Below are 17,767 nucleotides of genomic sequence, written 5' to 3' on the forward strand. Positions count from 1 at the left end.
TGTTTGAATGTGCATGGGAGGTGGTTGTCAGGCGACGGGCAGGCGCAGCACGCTCTCGAAGCTGCGGTCCCACAGGGGCTTCACGTCGGCCGGGCCGTCGAGCACGCCGATCTTCAGGAAGGTGTCGGCCACGTCCTGGTGGCTGCGCACCACCGCATCGCTCACGGGGCCAAGGCTGTAGTCGCCGCTGCGGCGGTTGAAGAGTTCGACGATGTCGCCTACCGGCACGCGCGTCTCGGCCGACTGGGCCCGGGCGTAGGCCAGGAAGTTGCCGTTGATCCACGCGAACGATCGCTGCAGGCGCTGCAGCAGGTCGGCCAGCGCGGCGCGGCGCAGCTGGTCGTCGAGCGCGCGCGGATTGGCGTAGATCGGGAAGTTGCCCGAGAGGTACCCCACGCCGGTCTTGATGACGCGCGCGCCGTACTGGGTGCGCGCGAGCTGGCCGTTGTAGCCGTAGATGGCCCAGGCATCGAGATCGCCGCGCGCGAAGGCCGAAAGGCCGTCGGAGGGCGTGAGGCTCACGGCCTGGATGTCGCTGAACGAGAGGCCCGCCTCGGCCAGTTGCTTGGCCAGGTAATAGTGCGAAGTAGTGGCACGCACGTAGCCCACGCGCTTGCCCTTGAAGTCGGCGATGCTGCGGATCGGCGCGTCCTTGCGCGCCAGCGTGGCCTGGTTGTTCAGGTCCTCGTGCGTCACTGCCACCAGCTTCACGCTGGACTTCTGGCGCGCCGCGAACACCGGCGGGATCTCACTGCCCGAGCCCAGGTCGAGCGCGTCGCCGTTGATGGCCTCGATGTGCAGCACGCCGTTGTTGAGTTCGCGCCAGTCGATCCTGTAGGGTGTGTCGGCCTGGCCCGACGCGGTGAGCAAAGGCCGCCACAGGCCTTTGTACGTACCCACGCGCAGGGTGACGCCCGACAGGTCTCGCGAAGGCGCGGCGGCCTGCGTCCAGCCCGAGGAGCCGGCGGCGGCCAGCGCCGCGGCGGCTTGCAGCAGGCGGCGCCGGTCCAGGGGAAAGTCTGATTTCATGCGCCCTGACCGTAACCAGACGCAGCATGGAAGCGAACGCAGAAAAACGAGTTTGCATATGCAGGAAGCGTCGTTTTCGCCCGTCAGGCAGCCCGCTACCGTGCGGGAACCATGAGTGCACTCCCCTTGCGCCGCCCCTCGGGCGCGCCCGAACATTCCTCCCCCTCCACCGTCGATGCATCCGTGCTGGCCCGCCTGACGGCCCAGTTCGCGGCCACAGCGGCCGACCATGACCTGAGCGGCGCCTTCCCGCGCGAGAACTTCGCCGCCCTGCAGGCGCACGGTCTGATCGGGCTGGTCGCGCCCGCCGCGCATGGCGGGGGCGGCGCCACGCTGGCGACGGCGCGGCGCGTGATCTCCGCGGTGGCGCGCGGCGAGCCGGCCACGGCGCTGATCCTCACGATGACCTATCTGCAGCACCACGCGCTGGCGCGCCCCGACAGCCGCTGGCCCGCGCACCTGCGCGAGCGCGTGGCGCGCGACGCGGTGGAGAACGGCGCGCTCATCAACGCGCTGCGCGTGGAGCCCGCCCTGGGCTCGCCGGCCCGTGGCGGCCTGCCGGGCACGGTCGCGCGGCGCGATGGTGACGGCTGGAAGATCGATGGCCACAAGCTCTACACCACCGGCATCGAGGGCCTGGGCTGGCTCGCCGTGTGGGCGCGCACGGACGAGGCCGAGCCGCGCACCGGCGTTTTCCTGGTGCCGCGCAACGCGCCCGGCGTGCGCGTGATCGCGAGCTGGGACCACCTGGGGCTTCGCGCCTCGGGCAGCCACGAGGTGGTGTTCGAGAACGTCGCCATCGACGCCGACCACGCGGTCGACCTGCGCGCACCGGCCGACTGGGCGCCCGACGCGGGCAGCCAGACCGACATCGACGCCCACGCCACCCAGCAGGCATGGATGACCGTGCTGCTCGGCAGCCTCTACGACGCCGTGGCCCATGCCGCGCGCGACTGGCTGGTCGGCTTCCTGAACCGGCGCGCGCCCGGCAGCCTAGGCTCGCCGCTGGCCAGCCTGCCGCGCGTGCAGGAGCACGTCGGCGAGATCGAGGCGCTGCTGCGCACCAACCGCGTGCTGCTCGACGACGCCACCGCCGCGGTCGATGGCGGCCACGCGCAGCCTGCCGCCGACAGCGGCCTGCTCAAGTACACGGTGACGGGCAACGCGATCCGCGCGGTCGAGCTCGCCCTGCAACTCAGCGGCAACCACGGCCTCACGCGGCAGAACCCGCTGGAACGGCACTATCGCGACGTGCTGTGCAGCCGCATCCACACGCCGCAGAACGACGCGACCCTGGTCGCGGCGGGCAAGCGCGCGTTGCTGTCCACGGGAGCTGCCGCATGACGTCTTCCCTCTTCTTACCCAAGGCCTCGCGGCGCGGCTGGCTGAAACAGGGCGCAGCGCTGTCGCTGGCCGCCACCGGCTCGCTGCGCGCCTTTGCACAAGCCCAGACGTCGCTGGTGCTCGGCGACCAGGCCGGCGGCCTGCGCTCGCTGTTCGAGGCCTCACGCGCCCTCGAGGGCGCGCCCTTCGCCTACCGCTGGGCCAACTTCCAGGGCGCCGCGCCGCTCTTCGAGGCGCAGCGTGGCGCGGCGGTCGACACCGCCATGGCCGGCGACCTGCCCGTGCTCGCCGCGGCCGTGGGCAAGACGCCGCTGAAGATCGTCGCCACGCGCGTCGGCAAGGCCGATTCGCTGGGCATCGTGGTGCAGCCCGATTCGCCGCTACGCAGCGTGGCGGACCTGCGCGGCAAGACGGTGATCGTGTCGTCGGCGCGCGGCAGCATCTCGCAGTACCAGCTCTACGGCGCGCTCGAAGAGGCCGGCGTGAAGCGCGAGGAGGTGACGGTGAAGTTCGTGCTGCCCACAGACGCGGCCGCGGCCTTCGCCTCGAAGCAGATCGACGCCTGGGCAATCTTCGATCCCTACTACACCATTGCCCTGCAACAGGGCGGGCGCATCCTGCGCGACGGGCGGGGCATCAACACCGCGCTGGGCTTCATCACGGCCACCGAGTCGTCGCTGGCCGATCCGGCCAAGCGCGCGGCCATCGTGCAATTCCTCGACAGGCTGGCCCGCGCGGGCGACTGGGCACTGGCCAATCCCGAGGCCTATGCGCAGGCCTACAGCCAGCTCACGCGGCTGCCCATCGAGTCGTCGCGCATCATCACCGCGCGCGCCTCGGTCGCAGGCCGGCCGGTGAGCGAGGCCGACATCGCCGCGCTGCAGACGGTGGCCGATCGCTCGGCGCGCGACGGCATCCTGCCGGTGCGGGTGGACGTACGCGCAATCACCGACACTGGCGTCTGGAAACGCCCCGCATGACAACGACCTCTCTGACACCCCTTCGCGAATTCGTCGGCGCCTTCGGCCGGCTGCTCGATGGCGCGCCCGACGAGCCGCGCATTCTTTCGGAAGGCGGCGCGCTGCTGCGCACGCTGGTGTCGCGCGACGACTGGCTGCCCGAGGCCTTCGCCCAGCCCGACCCGGTGTACTACCGGCAGTTCCTGCTGCACGCCGACAGCACCGAGCGCTTCTCTGTCGTGAGCTTCGTCTGGGGACCGGGGCAGGCCACGCCGGTGCACGACCATACGGTGTGGGGGCTGATCGGCATGCTGCGCGGCTCGGAGTACAGCCAAGGCTACGCGCTGGGCGCCGACGGGAACGCGCGGCCGCATGGCGAGGCGGTGCGGCTCGACGCCGGCCAGGTGGAGGCGGTGTCGCCCACCGTCGGCGACGTGCACCGCGTGCACAACGCGCACGCCGACCAGGTCTCGATCAGCATCCACGTGTACGGCGCGAACATCGGCGCCGTGCGGCGGCATACTTACCCTGCGGAGGGCGGCCGCAAGCCCTTCGTCTCCGGATACTCCAACACGCTGCTGCCCAACCTGTGGGACCGCAGCGCAGAACTCAGAGCCGCTACAGACGCATGACGACGACGACCGCCACCAGCTTTCCCGTTCTTTCCTTCGCCGCCGTGCGCGAGCGGCTCATTGCCCGCGACGAGACCGCGCTGCTCGATCTCCGCGAGGAAGACCCGTTCGCGCAGGAACATCCGCTGTGGGCGGCCAACCTGCCGCTGTCGCGCATCGAGATCGAGGCCTGGCGGCGCATTCCGCGGCGCGACACGCTCATCGTGCTGTACGGCGAGCACGCCGGTACCGACCTCGCGCCGCAGGCCGCGCTCACCTTCGCCGCGCTGGGCTACACGAACGTGCATCTGCTCGAGGGCGGCCTCGAAGGCTGGCGCAAGGCGGGAGGCGAGTTGTTCCGCGACGTGAACGTGCCGAGCAAGTCCTTCGGCGAGCTGGTCGAGCATGAGCGGCACACGCCCTCGCTTTCCGCCCAAGAGGTGAAGGCGCTGGTCGACGAGAAGGCCGACGTGGTGGTGCTCGACGCGCGCCGCTTCGACGAATACCAGACGATGAGCATTCCCTCGGCCACCAGCGTGCCGGGCGCGGAGCTGGTGCTGCGCGTGCGCGAGCTGGCGCCTGATCCCGCAACGCGGGTGATCGTGAACTGCGCGGGCCGCACGCGCAGCATCATCGGCACGCAATCGCTGGTGAACGCGGGCATTCCGAACCCCGTGGCCGCGCTGCGCAACGGCACCATCGGCTGGAAGCTCGCGGGGCAGGTGCTCGATCATGGCGCGAGCCGGCAGGCGCCTGCCGCCGTGTCCGACGCGCATCGCGCGCAGGCGCAGGCCGATGCGCGGCGCGTGGCCGACAAGGCGGGCGTGCATCGCATCGCGCTGGACGCCATTCACACGCTGGAAGCGCCCGGGCGCACCGTCTACCGCTTCGACGTGCGCACGCCCGAGGAATACGCGGCAGGCCACCTGCCCGGCTTCGCCAGCGCGCCCGGCGGTCAGCTGGTGCAGGAAACCGATCACCAGGTGCCGGTGCGCGGCGCGCGCGTCGTGCTGGCGGACGATGACGGCGTGCGCGCATCGATGAGCTCCTCGTGGCTTGCGCAGATGGGGTGGGAGGTCTACGTGCTGGACGCAGTGCCGACGGCAGCAGATTTCGCCGAGACGACGGCTCCTGCCAGCGCCTATCCGCCGGTTGCCGTGGTGGCGAAGGAGATCGCACCGGCGGAGCTGGCCGTGCTGCTGAAGCAGCCCGGCACCGCCGTGATCGACGTGACCACCAGCGCCAACTATGTGAAGCGCCACATTCCGGGCGCCTGGTATGCGATCCGCGCCCAGTTGCCGCAGGCGCTCGACACCGCCATTCCGCCCTCGTCGCGCTATGTGCTGACCTGCGGCAGCAGCCTGCTCGCCCGCTATGCCGCGGCCGACCTGCGCGCCCTGCTCGACGCGCGCGGCCAGCGCGATGCGGAGGTACTGGTGCTGGCCGGCGGCAATGCGGCATGGTTCGCCGCGGGCCTCGATCAGGAAAGCGGCGAGACCCGCCTCGCGAGCGCACGCACAGACCGCTACCGCCGCCCCTACGAAGGCACCGACGCGCCCGCCGAGGCGATGCAGGCCTATCTGGATTGGGAGTACGGCCTCGTCGAGCAGTTGGGCCGCGATGGCACGCACCACTTCAAGGCGATCTGAAGAGAAAGCGAACAGAGGAAAGAACGGCCTCGGCGAAAGCGTTCTGAAAGGAAGGCGACACGCTGGACACAGTGTGTAGCCCGGGTAAAGGCCGTCATCCGGCGGTACTGGACGACGTTGGAGGTTCACACCCACAACAACTCGTTCCAGGAGCTTCGCCATGAGATTCCCATCTCTTCTTGCAGTGTCCGCCACCGCCGTGCTGGCGGCCACGCTCACCGGCTGCGTGGTTGCGCCCGCAGCCCCTGCCCCCGTGTACGCGGCGCCTCCTGGCGTGGCCTATGTGGCGCCTACATACGTGTCGCCCGGTGTCGGCTTCGTTTGGGCCTACCACCCGCGTTACGGCTGGGGCTGGCATCACCCGCAATACGGCTGGCATCGCGGCTGGAGGTGATTGACTCGCCCCAGGCTGCGCGCACTTCGTGCGCCACGCCAACCCCCACCGGCGGGGGCAACACCTGAGGCCCGGCGGAGCTGGCTCCTCGGTGTTTCGCGAATGGGGGCGTGACTTGAGGCCCGGCCCAGGGCCTCGGTTCGACTCAGCTCGGTTCGGCGCTCTTGAACAGGGCCGCGACCTTGCGCTTGCTCTTGATGTTGCTCGAGACGCCACGTCCGGGCGTCGACGAGGCCTTGGCGGCGGCTTCCCATGCGGGCGTCGCGTCGGGCTGGCCCGGCTCGTAGGGCTTGTCGAAGAACGGATCGCGCGGCGCGGCAGGCGCGCGATGTGGGCGTCCGCCGCCGCGGCGGGGGTCGGCATCACGGCGTTCGCGCGGCTGGTCGAGCACGTCGCGCGCGTCGCCCGATTCGCCTTCCTCGCGCCAGTGGCGGCGTCCGTCGTTGATGCGACCGCGCGGGCGGTCTTCCTCGAATTCCACCGGCTCGAGTTCGATCTTCTTCTTGATCAGCTTCTCGATGTCGGCCACCAGGCGGGCATCGTTGCCGCCGCTGGCGAAGCTCACCGCCAGGCCGGAGGCGCCTGCACGGCCCGTGCGGCCGATGCGGTGCACGTAGTCTTCGGCGTTGAACGGAATGTCGAAGTTGAAGACAGCGGGCACGTCCTTGATGTCGAGGCCGCGGGCCGCGACGTCGGTGCACACCAGCAGGTCGACCTCGCCGGCCTTGAAGGCCGCGAGCGACTTCAGGCGCTCGTCCTGGCTCTTGTCGCCGTGCAGTGCGGAAGTGCGAAGACCATCGCGCTCCAGCGAACGCGCGAGGCGCGCGCAGCCGAGCTTGCTGTTGACGAACACGAAGGCCTGCGTGATGCCGCGCTGGCGCACGATCTGCCTGAGCGCGCGGCGCTTGTCGTCGTCGCTCACGCTGTAGAAATGCTGCTCGACGGTGGAGGCCGTTTCGTTCGGCCGCGCCACTTCGATGGTGACGGGGTTCTGCAGGTAGCTGCCGGCCAGTCGCTTGATTTCGGGCGAGAACGTTGCCGAGAACAGCAGCGTGGTGCGCTGCTTGGGCAGGTAGCTCAGGATGCGCTGCAGGTCGGGCAGGAAGCCGATGTCGAGCATGCGGTCGGCTTCGTCGAGCACGACGTATTCGACCTGGTTGAGCACCGCGTTCTTCGCCTCGATGTGATCGAGCAGGCGGCCCGGCGTGGCCACCAGGACTTCGACGCCCTTCTTCAACTCCAGCGTCTGCGGCTTCATGTCGATGCCGCCGAACACCACCGTGCTGCGCAGGTTGGTGTACTTGGCATACAGCTTGATCTGCTGCGCAACCTGGTCGGCCAGCTCTCGCGTGGGCAGCAGCACCAGGGCCCGGACCGGATGCCGCGCGGGCGAGGTCGAGGCGTTTTCATGCTTGAGCATGCGCTGCAGCAGCGGTAGCGAGAATGCCGCCGTCTTGCCGGTGCCCGTCTGGGCGGCGCCCATCACGTCCTGGCCCGAAAGCACGACCGGAATGGCCTGCTCCTGGATCGGTGTCATGGTCTCGTAGCCCATTTCGGCCACGGCGCGCGCCAGCGGTTCCGCCAGCAGTAGATTGGAGAAGGAGCTTGTCATTGAGCCCTCTATTGTCGCATTGCCGCAAAAAACGGCAGTGACCGCGCCGTGACAACGTCCGCGCGGACGGAATTGCTATTTATTTAATAGCAATCAGGCCAACAACGACAAGCCCTCCAGGAGGGCCGAGCTCAAAGACTGCGTGCGTTGAAGGTATCGCAGGCCTTGATGTCGCCGCTTTGATAACCCGCGCCAAACCAGCGCTGGCGCTGCGCGCTGGAGCCGTGGGTGAAGCTGTCGGGCACCACCGCGCGGCCTGCGGAGCGCTGCAGGGCGTCGTCGCCGATCTTCTGCGCGGCATTCATCGCGGCCTCGATGTCGCCCGGGTCGAGCCACTTCTTCGATTCCTGCGAATGGTGGGCCCACACGCCGGCGAAGCAGTCGGCCTGCAGCTCGACGCGCACGCTCATCGCGTTGTTCTGCGTCTGGCTCAGACGGCTGCGCATGCCGTCGACCTTGGCGGTGATGCCGAGTTCGTCCTGCACGTGATGGCCCACCTCGTGCGCGATGACATACGCCTGCGCGAACTCGCCCGGCGCGCCGAGCTGGTTCTTGAGCGTGTCGTAGAAGCCGAGGTCGATGTAGACCTTCTGGTCGCCCGGGCAGTAGAACGGCCCCATGGCCGACTGCCCGGTGCCGCAGGCCGTGGGCGTCGCGTTGCGGAACAGCACGAGGCGCGGCGGATGGTAGGTGCCTCCGTTCTGGCGGAAGATGTCCGTCCAGACCACTTCGGTGTTCTTGAGCACGGTGGAAACGAAGGCCGCCTCGCGGTCGTTCGAAGGCGGCTTGGGCGCGGGCCCTTGTTGCTGCTGTTGCACCTGGGCAGGGCCACCGCCGCCGCTGAGCAGGCTCAGCACGGTGAGCGGATTGATCCCGAAGACCCAGCCGGCGATCAGCGCGACCGCGATGGTGCCGATGCCGATACCACGGCCGCCGATGAAGCCGCCGCCGCCACCGCCTCCGCCTTCACCGCGGCGGTCTTCGACGTTGTCCGATTGTTCGTTGCCTTCCCATCTCATCGCGCTCTCCTTGCCGGCCTTTTGCAGGAGTAGTTGCCGGCGGTCGCAGGATGGTACTTCGGAAGCCGTCCAGCTCTGTAAGCGGGTATGCCAGGAATGCCGCGAAAGCGGTCAGGTCTTCGGCAGGGTAACGCCGCGCTGGCCCTGGTACTTGCCGCCGCGGTCCTTGTAGCTGGTCTCGCAGACCTCGTCGCTCTCGAAGAACAGCACCTGCGCGCAGCCCTCGCCCGCGTAGATCTTGGCGGGCAGCGGCGTGGTGTTGCTGAACTCCAGCGTCACGTAGCCTTCCCATTCGGGCTCGAAGGGGGTCACGTTGACGATGATGCCGCAGCGCGCATAGGTGCTCTTGCCCAGACAGATGGTCAGCACGTTGCGCGGGATGCGGAAGTACTCGACGGTGCGCGCCAGCGCGAAGCTGTTGGGCGGGATGATGCAGTAGTCGCCGTGCATGTCGACGAAGCTCTTCTCGTCGAAGTTCTTCGGGTCGACGACCGTGCTGTGGATGTTGGTGAAGACCTTGAATTCAGGCGCGCACCGGATGTCGTAGCCGTAGCTCGAGGTGCCGTAGCTGATGATCTTGTGGCCGGAGGCCTCGCGCACCTGGCCCGGCTCGAAAGGCTCGATCATGCCGTGCTGCTCGGCCATGCGCCGGATCCATTTGTCGCTCTTGATGCTCATATGCGCTCGCTGCTGCTGCGGGGAAATCGGGGGCGAATTGTGGCACGCGCGGCCACCCCGCCCCCGCCGCTGGGGCTACAGCGCCTGCGAGATCACCGTGCGCTCGACCAGTCGGTCGTCGCCCAGCACGATCATCGCGAAGAGCATTTCCTCCAGCGAGTTCGCCTGCTTCGTCTTGCGCGCCAGCAGCGGCCTGGCCGCGGGGTTCAGCACCAGGAAGTCGGCCTCGCAGCCCGGCTGCAGGTTGCCGACCACGCCGTCGAGCCCCAGCGCGCGTGCCGCGCCGCCGGTGTGGCGCCACCAGAGTTCCGACGGCGCGATGCTCAGGCCGGCCTTGGTCTGCCCTTCGCGGCCCACGTAGTAGGCGGCCATCATGGTGTGGAAGGGGCTGAAACTGGTGCCGCCGCCCACGTCGCTGGCCAGGCCGTAGGGGTAGCCCACGCGGTCGGCCGCGCCGAAGTCGAAGAAGCCGCTGCCCAGGAACAGGTTGCTGGTCGGGCTCACGGCCGCGGCCGTCTTCGTCTCGCGCAGCAGCGCGCGGTCGGCCTCGTCGAGGTAGATGCAGTGGGCGTACACGGCCCGCTCGCGCATCAGGCCGAAGCCCGCATACACGTCGAGGTACGAGCGAGCCTTCGGGTACAGCTCGCGCACCCAGCTCACCTCGTCGCGGTTCTCGGCCACGTGCGACTGGATCCAGGTGTCGGCGTACTTCGTGGCCAGTTCGCTCGCGCCGCGCATCTGGGCATCGGTGCTCGCTGGTGCGAAGCGCGGCGTGATGGCGTAGCCCAGCCGGTCGACGTTGTGCCACTTGCGGATCAGCGCCTCGGTGTCGACCAGGCTCTGCTCGGTTTCGTCGCGCACGCCGTCGGGCGAGTTGCGGTCCTGCAGCACCTTGCCGGTGATCAGGCGCATGCCGCGGCGCTGCGCGCCCTCGAAGAGCGCATCGACAGAGGCCACATGCGAGGTCGCGAAGGTCAGCGAGGTGGTGACGCCGTTGCGCAGCAGTTCGTCAAGGAAGAACTCCGACACCTCCTTCGAATGCGCGGGGTCGGCGAACTTGCTCTCCGCGGGAAAGGTGTAGTTCTCGAGCCAGGGCAGCAGCCCCGGCGAGGGCGAACCGATGATGTCGGTCTGCGGATAGTGGATGTGCATGTCCACGAAGCCCGGCGCGAGGATGCGCCCCGGCAGGTGGGTCGTGTGCGCGCCGGGATGGCGCGGCGCAACGTCGGCATGGCTGCCGGCGTCGAGCACGCGCTGGCGGCCGGCGGCGTCGGGGGCGACGACCAGCAGGCCGTCCTCATCGAAAACGGGCTTGCCGGAGGCGTCGAATCGCAGGAGGGAGGCGCGGTAGGCTTTTTTCATCGTGGGTGCGGAGGGTAATCCACCCCCGCCCCGCCGCAATTTCCATGCGCATATGAGTGCTATATGCGCAGCGCACTCACCTCGGCGACACAGGCAGCGCGCGAGACTGGATGTCGAACGGCACGCCCGTCGGCACCGGCCCGTCGCCGTCCTTGCGCTTCGTCAGCAGCGAATACTTCGACTCGATGAAATAGACGCGGTCGCCCAGCACCGCGCCGGAGGACGGATCGTTGAGCCCCATCACCACAGTCTGCAAGCCGAGCTTCGCGCCGTCGATATGCGCCACCGTGATCTGCCCGCCATAAGGCCCTTCACCGAAGGCATTGCTTTCGAACAGCACGAGCCGCCCGGGCTTCCATGCGCGGATCGCGTCGACGTTCTTCAGCACGCGCGGCGCCTCGATACGCGTCACCTCGCCCGCCCTGCCGTCCGCGCCAAGGCCGACACGCAGCACGTAAGGCGCAGCCGCCACGAGGCTGACGTAGACATCGCGCCCGCCGTCGATCGCGATGCCGTTCAGGCCCTTGTAGGGGCCCGGGCCGGCGAACGCAGGGTCTTCCTTCCACACCGCGAGCGAATCGGCGCCAGGCGCGAGCTTCAGCACGCGCGGGTGATAAGAGTCGGTCACGTAGAGGTTGCCGCGCGCGTCCTGCGCGAGGTCGTTGCAGTAGCCGTCGTCGGGCATCGCGTAGCTCGCACGCGGCGCGCCGGTGGCAAGGTCGTAGCGCTTGAGCGCGCTCGGCGTCTGCGGCACGGTGGTGAACCCGCTGTTGCCCGAGCAGACCCACAGCGCCCGATGCTTCGCATCGACCAGCACGCCCTGCCCGTTCGCAAGGCCGTTGGCGCCGGGTTTCACCAGCACTTCGGCCTTCGGGGAGGCGCCGGGCTTCAGGCGTGCGACCGCGCCTTCGCGCCAGCTGCCGACGTAGAACGAGCCGTCGGGCCCGATGGCGACGCTTTCGGGATACCAGTCGTCCGGCAAGGCCTGCACCACGGGCGGGGCGGCGACGGCCGCGGTCGTCGCGAGCGCAAGCAGAGCGCCTGCAAGCCGTGAATGCCCGCCCCTCATTGCCACACGCGAAAGACGCGCCCCGTCAACGGACCTTCGACGCTGCGCACATAGGCCAGCGCCACGCGCGCGGCCGGTACGGTCTCGACGCCCGGGAAGAGCGCGCCATACGCAGCCTCCGATTCGGTCAGCAGCGTCGGGCTCACCGCGTTGATGCGCAGGCCGCGCGCCAGCTCGATCGCCGCGCCCTTCACAAAGCCCTCGACCGCCGCATTCACGGCAGCCGCGTTGCCTCCGCCGCGAACCGGATCGTCGGCCGCGACGCCCGTGGTCAGCGTGATGGAGCCGCCGTCGCGCAGCACATGCTGGCCAAGCAGCGCGAGCCGCACCTGGCCCAGCAGCTTGTCCTGCAGGCCCACATTGAAATTCGCCGGGGTCATCTCCGCCAACGGCCCGAAGAAGAGCCCGCCCGCAGCCGAGACGATCGCATCGAGCCGACCGACCGCCGCGTACAACGCCTCGACGCTGGCATCGCTCGTGATGTCGACCTGGTGGTCGCCGCGCGTGCGACCCGCGCGAATCACCTCATGGCCCCGTCCGGCCAGCACCTGCGCCACCGCGCTGCCGACCGCGCCCGTCGCGCCCACAACAAGAACCTTCATGGAAAACCTCGCCAGAGTGAATCAAACAAGCGGTGATTGTTTTGCGAACCATCCATTTGATAAATTGCCTTCCAGTTCAGCCATTCGAAATCAGGAGTTCGCAATATGGACAAGCTGCGCGCCATGGAAGTCTTCGTCGCCACGGTGGACGCGGGCAGCTTCGCCGCCGCCGCCGAGGCGCTCGACCTTTCGGCCGTGATGGTCGGCAAGCACATCCGCGCCCTCGAAGAGCAACTCGGAGCCCGCCTGCTCGAGCGCACCACGCGCCGCCATGCGCTCACGGAGATCGGCGCCGCGTATCTCGAGCGCTGCCGCGACGTGCTGGCCAGTGTGCACACGGCCGACGGCGTGGCCGAGTCGCTGCGTGCCATGCCGCAGGGCGTGCTGCGCGTCACCGCGCCCGTGGCCTACGGCGCGCACCGCCTCACGCCGGTGATCGGCGAATACATCGCCGCCTATCCGCAGGTGAAGGTGGACCTGAGCCTCAACGACCGCGTGGTCGACCTGGCCGAGGAGGGCTTCGACTGCGGCATCCGCTCGGGCGCGGCCATCGACGACCGGCTCATCGCAAGGCCGCTCGCCCTGGCGCGCATGTACGCCGTGGCAAGCCCGGCGTGGGTCGCGCGCCACGGGCAGCCCGGGCACCCGTCAGAGCTGGAGGCCTTCCCGCTGCTCGGGTTCGCGGCGTGGGGGCCGAACCACTCATGGCGCTTCACGCGCAACGGCCAGACGGTGCACGTGCCGGTGCGCGGGCCGCTCACTACGAACAACGGCCAGGCATTGCTGGCCGCGGCCATGGCCGGCGTGGGAGTGATCGTGCAGGCCGATGCGCTGCTCGGCCCCGCCCTCGCATCGGGTCAGGTGGTGCAGTTGCTGCCCGACTGGGAGTTGCCCACGCGGCAGGTGCACATCATGCGGCTGCCCGAGGCACGCCCGAGCGCCAAGCTGCGAACCTTCGTCGACTTCGTGGTCGAACGGCTGGGCTAGCGCGTGACGCGTCCCAGCACGCCCTCGGCCAGCCAGTTCATCGTCAGGATCTGCTCGTCGCTCAACTGCGTGCCCTTGGCGATCACGGTGTGCCCCTCGTTGTCGCGCACGTCGGCCGCCGCGGCGCGGAACGGCTGCAGCTTGCCGGCGGCGATGTCCTTCTGCCGCGCCAGCACCTCGTCCTGCACGGCCTTGGGCACCTTGGTGCCGAAGTCGCCGACGCGGATCATTCCTTCCTTCACGCCGCCCCAGAGGTTGCCGCTCTTCCAGCTGCCGTCGAGCACTGCCTTCGCGCGCTGCGTGTAGTAGCCGCCCCATTGGTGCGTGACCGCGACGATCTGCGCGTCGGGCGCGATCTTGCGCATGTCGGAGTGGTAGGCAATGGCCAGCTTGCCGCGCTCCTGCGCCGCAGCCATCACGGCGGTGGAGCCGGTGTGGAATGCGATCACGTCGGCGTTCTGGTTGAACAGCGCCATGGCCGCGTCGCGCTCCTTCGGCGGATCGAACCACTCGTTGAGCCACACCACGCGCACCTGCGCGGCGGGGTTCACCGAGCGCATGCCGAGCGTGAAGGCGTTGATGCCCTGCAGCACCTCCGGAATCGGAAAGCCCGCGACATAGCCCGCCACGTTGGTCTTCGTCATGCGCCCGGCCGCGATGCCGGCGAGATAGCGGCCCTCGTAGTAGCGCGCATTGGCAGTCGCCACGTTGGACGCGGTCTTGTAGCCGGTGATCGATTCGAACTTCACGTCGGTGAAGTCCCTCGCCACCTTCATCGTCGGCTCCATGTAGCCGAAGCTGGGCGTGAAGATGAGCTTGTTGCCCTGCTGCGCGAGGTCGCGGATCACGCGCTCGGCATCGGCGCCTTCGGCCACGTTCTCGACGTAGGTAGTCTTGACCTTCGCGCCCAGCGCCGCCTCGACGGCCTTGCGGCCTTCCTCGTGCTGGCGCACCCAGCCCGCGTCGGTGACGGGCGTGACGTAGACGAAGCCGATCTTCAGCGGCGCACCGGCCTGCTGCTGCTGTTGTTGCGAAAAGACGGGAGATAAAAAGCCGGCGGCTGCCAGCGCCAGAACGGCGCGGCCCGCGAGGTTTTTGTACATGGTGTTCCTCTACATGGCCCCGGAAAAGCAAAACCCCGCAGCAGGCCGGGACGCCCTGCTGCGGGGTGAAGATTCTAGTGCCGCGCCCTTCTACCAGCGCACGCGCACCCCCAGGCTGCCCTGGATGCCCGAGCCCACGCGCGCGGCGCCGCCGCTCGCGAACAGCTTGCCTAGCTCGCCGTAGATGCTTGTGGCCGGGCCCAGCGCCAGCGTGAAGCCGCCCGCCAGTTCGGTCGAGGTATGGCCGGTCCTGCTTGCGATGTCGGTCGATGCGGCCGGGCCGATGAAGCTCGCGATGTCGCTGCCCGATCCGCCTCGATACACGCTCAGCCTGCCGTAGGGCTCCAGCAGGCCAGTCCCCGTCTCGATGCTGCCCTTGACGCGCACGCCGATGCGCGCGAGCCAGCCGCCACCCGCGTCCTGCCGCACACGCGCACCGGATATCAGCACGTCGTCCGCATTCACGTGCTGATGAATGAGCTGCAGCTGCGGCTCGATGCGCCAGCCGTCCGCCAGCGGCAGCGACTGCCCGATCTCCACGGAAGCGGTAACGCCGCTTCCCTTGCCCGAGGCGCCGGTCTTCAGGCTGGGCTTCACGCTGTAGCGGTAGCTGCCGGCCTGCAGCACGGCGTCGGCATAGAAGCCGTTGCCATGCAGGTAGGTGGCGTAGGTGCCGAGGAAACGCGCGCGAACGTTGTTGGAGCCGACCGCGCCGTAGAAACCGTGCGCGAGACCATCGACACCGATCGTGCCCTCCAGCTGGCCCACGTAGACGCCGACTCGCCAGTTCGGATCGGCCCACAGGTCGGTGCCCGCCTGCGCGCCGCTGAAGCGGCCTTCGCTGCGGGGCTGCACCGTGCCGCCCTGGCTGGTCCGCATGTCGCTGCCGACGAGCCTGCCCCAGGCGCGGCGCCCCGCCTGGGCATCGGCACCCGTCACCCGGTCTTCGCCGATGCGCTGCTGCAGCGTGCCGAGCATGCTCGCATCCATCTGCCGCATCTGCGCCGGCAACGCCGCGAAGAGCGGTACCTCGGCACGATAGGGCGGCAACGGCGGAAACAACGGCGGGGTGCCGGGTGTCACTGGAAGCTCCGAACGCAGATACCAGTTCTCGCCCGAGCCGTCGGCGCTGCCCGCGAAGAGCCGGTATTCGTAGGCACCCGCGTCCACGTGCGCGCCGAGCCCCTGCGCGCCCTTGCGCAAGCCCGCGGGTGCGAGGTCATCCCCGGCGAGCGCGAAGGCATCCTTGGTCGTCTGCACCGTGCTCGTGGCGCCGTTGCGCGCCTCCACCACCGCAATGCCATTGCCCTGCGTCAGCCCGCCCAGGCCGCCGAGGTTGACGATCCGAAGCAGCGTGCTGCCGCTGGCGCTCGCGCCGCTGCCGTCGAGCACGAGCTTGTCGGACGGCCCCGTGTCCGACAGGCGCGTGCCGAGCTGCATCACGCTGCCGGGTCGTCCAACGTAGGCGCCCGTCATGCGCAGCTCGGTCCCGGGATTGGCGCCCACCAGCGACACCGTGCCCGCGTTGTCGAGCGAGGCCAGGCTCTGGTTGAAGCCGGCCGTGTCGAGCATCGCGCCCGCGGCCACGCTGTGTGCAGACACCGGGCTGAACGCATTCGCCGCGCCGGCCTGCAGCGTGCCGCCGCTCACCCGCGTGCTGCCGCGGTAGCTGTTGGCGCCCGACAGCGTCAGCGTGCCCGCACCGCTCTTCTCCAGGCTGCCTTCGTACTGGCGCGGCTGGTAGGTGATGCCCTCGAAGGTGCCTCCATTGACTGCCGCGGCGCGCGCCATGCCGGTGGCGTAGTCGGCCTTGTCCTGCTGCGAGGCGCCCTGCGGCAGGCCGTTCTGCCAGCCCCTGTCGACCAGCGTCTGCGCCCACGCCGCCTGCTCGGCCGCGTCTTCCGCCTTGCGCTGCTGCAAGGCCGTGTCGGAGATGGCGTTCTTCCACTCGTCGCGGGTGTTCGCCGGCAGGTTCACGTTGAAGCGACCCACGAGCTGGCCCGGGCCGTTCATCGCGTTCTGCAGGTTGATGAGGCCCCATCCGATGGAAGTGTCGGGTGCCGCCTGCGGCGAGCCGTCGAGCTTCGTTGCCGTGGTGAACAGCACGTACAGCGCCTGCTCGTTCGTCATGTAGGGAAAGCGCTCCATCACCAGCGCCAGCGCGCCCGAAGCGTGCGGCGCGGCCATCGAGGTGCCGCTGGCGCTCTGGTACTTGTTGTCCAGGACGGTGCTCATGATGCCTCGCGCCGGCGCGGCCAGGCACGAGTACTTCGCGACGCCGCACTTGTTGAAGACCTGGCTCATCGAGCCGATGGTCTCGGCGTTGGGATTCGCCGTCTGCACACCGGTGACCGCCATCCAGTGGCCTTCCAGGTCAGGCTGGAAGTACGGCAGCGATGCGCGCGTGCTGGCGTTCGCATGGCCGTTGTTGCCCGCGCTGAAGACCACCACCGGGGCCTCCCTGCCGCCGGCCTGCGGCCGCGCCGCCTTGGCCGCGGCGTCTAGCCACGTGGTCTGTCCGTAGAAGCCCGCGTACGACTGCTTCAGCAGCGGCAGGCTGTCGTACGACACGTCGCTGGGCTTGCTGCCCCAGCTGTTGTTGATGACGCGCGCGCCCGCATCCACGAGCCCCTGGTAGACCGACTGGAAGTTGGCGGTGGTCGCGTTCGGATGACGGTTGTGCAGGTCGTCTCCCGGCGGGCCACCCAGCGTGGGGCCGAACCACAGCCCGTCGGAGCCGTTGGTGTTGCCCACGACCAGTTGCCCGTTGAAGGCGACGCCGTGCATGTCGTTGGGCTGCACCGCGCCGGCACCCTTGCCGTCGGTGCCGTTGGCCAGCCCGTCGCGCGAGGCCGCCATCGTGCCCGTGACGTGCGTGCCGTGATAGCCGACGTGCGCCGCATCGTCGTTGTAGGCCGGGTCGGGGTTGTAGGTGCCGTACGAGGTCGGCGTGAGCAGCGGCGTGAAGCGCGAAGACGGCGACTGCAGATTGCGCGCGTCGTAGCCCGAATCGACCGCGCCCATGACGATGCCCTTGCCCGTGATGCCGAGCGCATACGCGTACTCGGCCTTCATCGCACGAAGGCCCCAGTCGTTCATGAACTCGCGCGTGCGCCAGCTCGCCGGATCGCCGGGCCTCCCGGGCTCGACGTAGGACTGGGCACCTGCCGTGCAGGCCAGGAAAGGCGACGACAACGCCGCCACCACGGTGCCGTGTACCGCGCGCCGGCTGAATCGATGTTTCTTCGACAAGGAATCCCCCGTGTTGTTGTGGATCTGGATGGGTGCGCCATCTTCAATAACGCAACTTGGTTGCGAACAATCCATGCCCTGATGGCCAACAACATTC

General features: G+C 69.0%; 15 protein-coding genes. 6 read left to right on the forward strand and 9 right to left on the reverse strand.

What is annotated here, in order from left to right; genetic code table 11:
- Positions 1-27: 27 nt before the first annotated feature.
- Positions 28-1,029, reverse strand: a complete 1,002-nt coding sequence (locus tag SFB74_RS23620; protein ID WP_432726726.1) for an ABC transporter substrate-binding protein — start codon at positions 1,027-1,029, stop codon at positions 28-30.
- A 111-nt stretch (positions 1,030-1,140) separates the two neighbouring features.
- Here SFB74_RS23620 and SFB74_RS23625 point away from each other — a divergent pair, with 111 nt between their 5' ends.
- The 5 genes from SFB74_RS23625 (at position 1,141) to SFB74_RS23645 (ending at position 5,986) form a co-directional block, all read left to right on the forward strand.
- Positions 1,141-2,373: an acyl-CoA dehydrogenase family protein gene (locus SFB74_RS23625; protein ID WP_432726727.1), complete on the forward strand. Its 1,233-nt coding sequence runs from the start codon at positions 1,141-1,143 to the stop codon at positions 2,371-2,373.
- Positions 2,370-3,353 (forward strand): ABC transporter substrate-binding protein, encoded by a 984-nt coding sequence (locus SFB74_RS23630; RefSeq protein WP_432726728.1) that lies wholly within the window; start codon positions 2,370-2,372, stop codon positions 3,351-3,353. The genes SFB74_RS23625 and SFB74_RS23630 overlap by 4 nt, the downstream gene beginning before the upstream one ends.
- The gene (locus SFB74_RS23635) at positions 3,350-3,964 is read left to right on the forward strand and encodes a cysteine dioxygenase (protein WP_432726729.1); all 615 of its coding nucleotides are present in this window, start codon (positions 3,350-3,352) and stop codon (positions 3,962-3,964) included. The genes SFB74_RS23630 and SFB74_RS23635 overlap by 4 nt, the downstream gene beginning before the upstream one ends.
- On the forward strand, positions 3,961-5,592 hold the full coding sequence (locus tag SFB74_RS23640; RefSeq protein ID WP_432726730.1) for a rhodanese-related sulfurtransferase: 1,632 nt from the start codon (positions 3,961-3,963) through the stop codon (positions 5,590-5,592). The genes SFB74_RS23635 and SFB74_RS23640 overlap by 4 nt, the downstream gene beginning before the upstream one ends.
- Before the next feature lie 160 nt (positions 5,593-5,752).
- Entirely contained in the window at positions 5,753-5,986 is a 234-nt protein-coding gene (locus SFB74_RS23645) for a hypothetical protein (RefSeq protein WP_126024346.1), read from the forward strand.
- 145 nt (positions 5,987-6,131) lie between these two features.
- Here SFB74_RS23645 and SFB74_RS23650 read toward each other — a convergent pair whose 3' ends face one another.
- The 6 genes from SFB74_RS23650 to SFB74_RS23675 all read right to left on the reverse strand — a co-directional run bounded on the left by SFB74_RS23650 (position 6,132) and on the right by SFB74_RS23675 (position 12,328).
- A complete protein-coding gene (locus tag SFB74_RS23650) occupies positions 6,132-7,598 on the reverse strand; it encodes a DEAD/DEAH box helicase (RefSeq protein WP_432726731.1) in 1,467 nt (488 codons plus the stop codon).
- A gap of 131 nt (positions 7,599-7,729) precedes the next feature.
- Positions 7,730-8,617 carry a KPN_02809 family neutral zinc metallopeptidase gene (gene ypfJ / locus SFB74_RS23655; protein WP_432726732.1) on the reverse strand — a complete coding sequence of 296 codons (888 nt, stop codon included), beginning with the start codon at positions 8,615-8,617 and terminating at the stop codon, positions 7,730-7,732.
- 111 nt (positions 8,618-8,728) lie between these two features.
- Positions 8,729-9,295 (reverse strand): dCTP deaminase, encoded by a 567-nt coding sequence (gene dcd / locus SFB74_RS23660; RefSeq protein WP_019655140.1) that lies wholly within the window; start codon positions 9,293-9,295, stop codon positions 8,729-8,731.
- A gap of 75 nt (positions 9,296-9,370) precedes the next feature.
- Complete coding sequence (gene guaD, locus SFB74_RS23665) at positions 9,371-10,657, reverse strand: guanine deaminase (RefSeq protein ID WP_432726733.1); 1,287 nt, start codon at positions 10,655-10,657, stop codon at positions 9,371-9,373.
- A 76-nt stretch (positions 10,658-10,733) separates the two neighbouring features.
- Positions 10,734-11,726, reverse strand: coding sequence for a hypothetical protein (locus tag SFB74_RS23670; protein ID WP_432726735.1), 993 nt, complete (start codon positions 11,724-11,726; stop codon positions 10,734-10,736).
- Positions 11,723-12,328 carry a short chain dehydrogenase gene (locus tag SFB74_RS23675; protein WP_432726736.1) on the reverse strand — a complete coding sequence of 202 codons (606 nt, stop codon included), beginning with the start codon at positions 12,326-12,328 and terminating at the stop codon, positions 11,723-11,725. Before SFB74_RS23675 ends, SFB74_RS23670 begins: the two co-directional genes overlap by 4 nt.
- Before the next feature lie 105 nt (positions 12,329-12,433).
- Here SFB74_RS23675 and SFB74_RS23680 point away from each other — a divergent pair, with 105 nt between their 5' ends.
- The gene (locus SFB74_RS23680; RefSeq protein ID WP_432726738.1) at positions 12,434-13,315 is read left to right on the forward strand and encodes a LysR family transcriptional regulator; all 882 of its coding nucleotides are present in this window, start codon (positions 12,434-12,436) and stop codon (positions 13,313-13,315) included.
- On the opposite strand, the gene SFB74_RS23685 is transcribed toward SFB74_RS23680, so the two are convergent.
- Complete coding sequence (locus tag SFB74_RS23685) at positions 13,312-14,418, reverse strand: BMP family ABC transporter substrate-binding protein (RefSeq protein WP_432726739.1); 1,107 nt, start codon at positions 14,416-14,418, stop codon at positions 13,312-13,314. The genes SFB74_RS23680 and SFB74_RS23685 overlap by 4 nt on opposite strands.
- Positions 14,419-14,508: 90 nt before the next feature.
- Positions 14,509-17,670, reverse strand: a complete 3,162-nt coding sequence (locus tag SFB74_RS23690) for an autotransporter outer membrane beta-barrel domain-containing protein (protein ID WP_432726741.1) — start codon at positions 17,668-17,670, stop codon at positions 14,509-14,511.
- Positions 17,671-17,767 lie beyond the last annotated feature (97 nt).

The sequence above is a fragment of the Variovorax xiamenensis genome (genome assembly GCF_050916385.1).
Lineage (GTDB): Bacteria > Pseudomonadota > Gammaproteobacteria > Burkholderiales > Burkholderiaceae_C > Variovorax.

What these genes read in the sequence shown, in the direction of transcription:
- SFB74_RS23635 (WP_432726729.1), top strand. Translation starts at nt 3,350, where the DNA reads ATGACAACGACCTCTCTGACACCCCTTCGCGAATTCGTCGGCGCCTTC.
- SFB74_RS23650 (WP_432726731.1), bottom strand. Translation starts at nt 7,598, where the DNA reads ATGACAAGCTCCTTCTCCAATCTACTGCTGGCGGAACCGCTGGCGCGC.
- SFB74_RS23670 (WP_432726735.1), bottom strand. Translation starts at nt 11,726, where the DNA reads ATGAGGGGCGGGCATTCACGGCTTGCAGGCGCTCTGCTTGCGCTCGCG.
- dcd (WP_019655140.1), bottom strand. Translation starts at nt 9,295, where the DNA reads ATGAGCATCAAGAGCGACAAATGGATCCGGCGCATGGCCGAGCAGCAC.
- SFB74_RS23685 (WP_432726739.1), bottom strand. Translation starts at nt 14,418, where the DNA reads ATGTACAAAAACCTCGCGGGCCGCGCCGTTCTGGCGCTGGCAGCCGCC.
- ypfJ (WP_432726732.1), bottom strand. Translation starts at nt 8,617, where the DNA reads ATGAGATGGGAAGGCAACGAACAATCGGACAACGTCGAAGACCGCCGC.
- SFB74_RS23640 (WP_432726730.1), top strand. Translation starts at nt 3,961, where the DNA reads ATGACGACGACGACCGCCACCAGCTTTCCCGTTCTTTCCTTCGCCGCC.
- SFB74_RS23630 (WP_432726728.1), top strand. Translation starts at nt 2,370, where the DNA reads ATGACGTCTTCCCTCTTCTTACCCAAGGCCTCGCGGCGCGGCTGGCTG.
- SFB74_RS23645 (WP_126024346.1), top strand. Translation starts at nt 5,753, where the DNA reads ATGAGATTCCCATCTCTTCTTGCAGTGTCCGCCACCGCCGTGCTGGCG.
- SFB74_RS23675 (WP_432726736.1), bottom strand. Translation starts at nt 12,328, where the DNA reads ATGAAGGTTCTTGTTGTGGGCGCGACGGGCGCGGTCGGCAGCGCGGTG.
- SFB74_RS23620 (WP_432726726.1), bottom strand. Translation starts at nt 1,029, where the DNA reads ATGAAATCAGACTTTCCCCTGGACCGGCGCCGCCTGCTGCAAGCCGCC.
- guaD (WP_432726733.1), bottom strand. Translation starts at nt 10,657, where the DNA reads ATGAAAAAAGCCTACCGCGCCTCCCTCCTGCGATTCGACGCCTCCGGC.
- SFB74_RS23680 (WP_432726738.1), top strand. Translation starts at nt 12,434, where the DNA reads ATGGACAAGCTGCGCGCCATGGAAGTCTTCGTCGCCACGGTGGACGCG.
- SFB74_RS23625 (WP_432726727.1), top strand. Translation starts at nt 1,141, where the DNA reads ATGAGTGCACTCCCCTTGCGCCGCCCCTCGGGCGCGCCCGAACATTCC.